This window comes from Paenibacillus foliorum (assembly GCF_013141765.1).
GTDB classification, from domain to species: domain Bacteria; phylum Bacillota; class Bacilli; order Paenibacillales; family NBRC-103111; genus Paenibacillus_S; species Paenibacillus_S foliorum.
This window is the reverse complement of the sequence record NZ_WHOD01000110.1, coordinates 1-4,625: the sequence shown is the minus strand read 5'-3', so window position 1 is coordinate 4,625 and position 4,625 is coordinate 1. Positions and strand designations below refer to the sequence as shown.

4 protein-coding genes and 2 pseudogenes are annotated in these 4,625 nt (G+C 42.0%); all 6 read right to left on the bottom strand.

All coding sequences use genetic code 11. From position 1 onward, the window contains the following. The coding region (locus tag GC093_RS30130; RefSeq protein ID WP_171655655.1) for a sugar phosphate isomerase/epimerase family protein at positions 1-626 on the bottom strand (626 nt) is incomplete at its 3' end. A gap of 719 nt (positions 627-1,345) precedes the next feature. Next, positions 1,346-2,395 (bottom strand): Ldh family oxidoreductase, encoded by a 1,050-nt coding sequence (locus GC093_RS30125; RefSeq protein WP_171655654.1) that lies wholly within the window; start codon positions 2,393-2,395, stop codon positions 1,346-1,348. A gap of 15 nt (positions 2,396-2,410) precedes the next feature. Continuing rightward, positions 2,411-3,382, bottom strand: coding sequence for a hydroxyacid dehydrogenase (locus GC093_RS30120; protein WP_171655653.1), 972 nt, complete (start codon positions 3,380-3,382; stop codon positions 2,411-2,413). Between the two features lie 411 nt (positions 3,383-3,793). Further along, positions 3,794-3,934 (bottom strand): annotated as a pseudogene (locus tag GC093_RS36725) (group II intron maturase-specific domain-containing protein); the annotation flags it as partial. A gap of 60 nt (positions 3,935-3,994) precedes the next feature. After that, a pseudogene (locus GC093_RS37005) lies at positions 3,995-4,123 on the bottom strand (hypothetical protein); the annotation flags it as partial. Continuing rightward, positions 4,104-4,442, bottom strand: coding sequence for an amino acid permease (locus GC093_RS30110; protein WP_216624924.1), 339 nt, complete (start codon positions 4,440-4,442; stop codon positions 4,104-4,106). The pseudogene GC093_RS37005 and the gene GC093_RS30110, both read right to left, overlap by 20 nt. Positions 4,443-4,625: the final 183 nt, after the last annotated feature.

The following is a 4,625-nucleotide window of genomic DNA, read 5'->3' as shown; positions in this document are numbered from 1 at the left end:
ATGGTTGTAGACCAATCAATCGTGCCGTCAAAGGGTAACCCGTGTTGGGCACGACTTCCGTTATTATCATGTAAATGGAGTGCCATCACCCGGGAACCGTACATAGATAATAAATCAACTCCTGGATAGTAGCGGTAGTGATGTCCGCAGTCATAACAGAATCCGATACGCAGGGAATCCACTTGCTCCAGCACATAGGCCAAATTGGTAAGATTCCGTAAATTCTCCAGTGCAACATTGACATCAAGCTGTTCAGCTTTTTCAGTGATTCTCTTGATTCTATCCAGTCCCAATGCATTATATGGATTGTCTTCTTTAGGCAGGTGCACCACCATTGTTGGAATCTCAAATTCGGCGCAATCTGCAACACATTGCAAATAACAATCGGTTAAGGCTTCACCGTCCAGATTGTCAAGCCAAAGGCTGTGTTGGTTTTTGACAGGCGCGTGGATATTTTCTATAAAAAGACCCGCTTCTCGCGCAATTTGTGGCCCGTTGCGATAATCGTTCCGATTAAAGTCTTCACTCCACCATAATAAAACGCCATCAAATCCCACCTCTTTTATTAACTGATAGCGTTCCTTAATCGGCAATTCATAGCCAAACCAATCATAAATGGTAATCATAAGCCGCTTCCTTTCTTGTTTTTTTCCATCATTGCGTGGTCAAATTGCTTGCTGATTATTTATTACTGGTAAATTCATAATAAATAATCCTCCTCGGTTCCCAATAATTGGTCCTTGTGAAGCTATGTTATTATACTATTTATTAATTGGCAAACCTTAAAAACACACGTTAGCTTTCTGGATAGAAACATACATTCGCCCTACGATGCCTGATTATGGGGTTTTCAGAAAATGAGATCTTTGTTTATCTTTATATATCTCATTTTTTTGAAGTGAGAGTCTATCAAATAGATACTCCTCAGAAGGGTTAACCTCAACTGCCCCTTAACGGAGTTGACATCATTCGCACTAAACTGCCAGTTACTTTAATGGGCTAAAAAAAGAGCAGCCATAAGGCAAGCTGCTCCTCAACTATCGTTCCCCTACATTTTTTTCAGTCTAATTACCGTTGCTACTTTGGTTAAAAAGGAATCCAATAAAAAAGACACAACAATGATAATCAATGTTGTGTCTCCGGTTAACCAGTCAACGTGGGTGTGCAGTTTCAAAAGCACTTAAATTATTCCGATAGTTAAAATAGGAACAATGTATATATGGATATTGCTATCAATCCAAATTTTTGTATTTCATACTGTTTTCAGTATGTAAACAAGTGAAAAAGAGGGTTAGCTGATATCGTTATCTTCTAATTCTACTTGTTAAACCATGTTGTACTTAGTTTATAAATAGGCTTGGATATCAACCCCGTACTGCTTCCCTGTCTGTTCCAGATCACGGAATACAGCCGGGGACAACACTATACCTTCAGATAACTGCTTTTTCATATTCAAGGCTTCGATTTCACCAGGCATATATACACGGTCAAACCCTTTAGCAGGCTTGCTGTTTACCGTTTCATCGATCTTTTCTTGAATACGACGGAAAAATTCTTGCTCTTCCATGAATGCCCCAACCTTGATAACGCCGAAGAAATGTCCGATCCGCTGCGGCTCGGGGTCCTCGTACATACGGGGAACACGTTTGCCAAACAATGCGCCAGTTAGTACGCCAGATAAGATATCCACCATAATGGCTAGACCTGAGCCTTTAGAACCCATTGGCAGTAAAAAGCCTTCAAGAGCTTCTATCGGATCCGTTGTCGGCTCACCATCCTTAGTTACTGCCCAGCCTTCCGGTATTTTATCACCTTTTGTTTTCGCTAAAATAATCTTTCCTCTTGCTACATTACTGGTGGCCATATCAAGCACGACTGGAGCCTTGCCCTTTCCGGTAGGAACTGCAAAAGAGATAGGATTCGTACCTAATGAAGGCTCATTGGCACCGAATGGAACCATCATTGCTGAAGTATTCGTCATGGCTATGCCGATGCAGCCCTCAGTCGCAGCCATTCTTGTATAATAAGAGCATGTACCGATGTGGTTGGAATTGTTCACACCGACAAATGCCGTACCATAAGTTTTCGCCTTCTCAATTGCGGTTTGCATTGCTTTAACGGACACGACCTGCCCCCAACCATTGCCTGCATCATACATGGCGGTTGTCGGTGTTTCAGCAGTCAGAGTGATGCTCGTGCATTTTTCGATCAAGCCTTGCTCCATTCTTTTCAAATAGCCTGGTATGCGGGATACGCCATGGGATTCAACTCCCAACAAATCAGCATCTACCAAATTATCGGCTACAATTGCAGCTTCTTGTTCAGGAAGCGACTTAGCAAATACAGCTGTACTAAACTTTCTTAATGCCTCTGCCTGGACAACTATTTTTTTCATGTTTTTTTCACACCTCTATGATTGAAGGATTAAATGCTTATTTACACAATAAACGGGCTGTTCGCCGTTCAATACTCGTACAATTTCTTCTGCAGCGCCCACTGCCATAGCAATTAGAGCATCTTCAGTATGGGCTGACATATGAGGGGTTACGATAACATTATCCAGCTCCCACAATGGATGTTGATTTTCCGGAGGTTCCTGCTCGAACACATCCAATCCCGCGCCGGCAAGCTTTCCTTTCTTAAGCGCTTCTAGCAAAGCCTGCTCATCCACTAACCCGCCACGAGCGCAATTGATTAAAAATGCTCCGGGCTTCATTTGGGACAAAGCTTGCCGGTCTATGAGATTATGGTATTCTGGCAAGTAAGGGATATGTAGTGAAACAAAATCAGATTGAGACAATAGCGCCTCCAGTGAGTCGACCATACGAACGTATTCTAAGCCAGACTCATCCTTCAAAAAGGAATCATAAGCCATAACATTCATATCCATTCCGAGCGCGCATTTACGCGCAACTCGCTTGCCGATATTGCCTAAACCGATAATGCCTAATGTTTTTCCCTGCAGTTCGGTGCCAATGTATTCGTTTCTTACCTCAAATCGGTCTTGCCGTAAGGCACGATCGCCTTTCAGAATTTGATGGGACAAGCCGATCATCATACCTACCGTATGCTCAGCTACGGAATTCGAGTTTGCATAGGGTGTGTTGCTAACATAGATGCCGCACTCGGCTGCGGCCTTCAAATCGATCTGATCGACTCCTGCTCCATGACGGGCTATGATTTTGCACTTGGTGGCGCTTTCAATTAGCTCTCTGTTAACCGATGCGGTACGAACCAGAATGGCGTCAGCCTCTCGGGCCAGCTTTACCAACACTTCACGGTCTGACAGGCCCGGAATTGTATATTTACAATTCGCATTTTGCAGAACAGCAAGCCCTTCCGCATGTATATCCTGCATAACCAAAACTTGAAACGGTCCCATTGGTGTTCCACTCCTAAAACTGATTTGTTTGTTTTTCTTAATCTGCTAGCTGATCTTCCATTCCTCAATATACCTAAAAAATATTAGGGTATATTCGTGTCTCTGCCAACATGTTACAGACAATTAGTATTTCTAGCAATCGTATTCATTTAACTAATCATCCTGAAAATAATTATTATGTCGTACTGAATTTAGTGTTTAAATCTATGTACCGTATCTATATTTACTGAATCTCGTACTGATTTAACAATATCAATTCATTTAACTAATGTTAAATACAGCATATCTATTGAAACGTAAATTGACCATTAGCTTGAACCTATATTCATTAAATCGAGTAGATAGGGGCAGCTAGCCCCTGACCTCTCACACCACCGTACATGCGGGTCCGCATACGGCGGTTCCTAAAGGTTAACGAATTTCGAGATAACGAGTCGTTAGACTAAGTAGCCCTTGATCTTTCCAGTAGGAAAGGTTGAGGGCATTATTTATGTTTCGGGACATTTCCCAATATCCTCGTCGTGAATTCGCCATCATTCTCGCTGCCCATTCGTAGGGTAAACGGTGTTTACTCACTTGACAAAGCAGTTTTGGCGCATCTCCGTCTTTCGCTATGATATACATCATTTGGGTAACGGAAAAAAGCGAGGCTACTAGACTTGAGAACCCCGCAATGATTAATACTCCATTAAATATATGGATGAGTATAGAAAATTTTAAATCATGAAGGCGCTGTGACAAAAGGGCTTTCTTCTTTACTAAAGCTGTCAAATGGAGCAAGCAAAAGGGCCAATCCTAAAGAAACGATATAAAGCAGTGTTATTACAGACAGCATGACCCTACCCGATTTAGGGGCGTCACATGGATTTTTCAATTTGGTGGCCATCAGACCCATGACCTCGATACCCGCGAAAGCGAAAAATACATAAATCAAACTTGTCCATAAACCTAAAGCTCCATGGGCAAATATCTCACCTGTTTGCGGCAAATGCATATGTGCGTTATCATTCCCTAGCACTCCCGGGAACACTAAGCAAGCCATTATAATAATCTTTATCAATTGCTTTTTGCATTTGCATTGTAGTTCCTATTGGATCAACTTGATTATCCCCCGAACACGAGCTAAGACTAAGGACTAATCCTAGAAATATTATTAATTTAATTGTTATTGTTTTACTCTCCATAAAGTATCCCCCTTATAGGCTGCACGCGGTAGCCTGTTTAGGTTTGTTCAACTATCGTA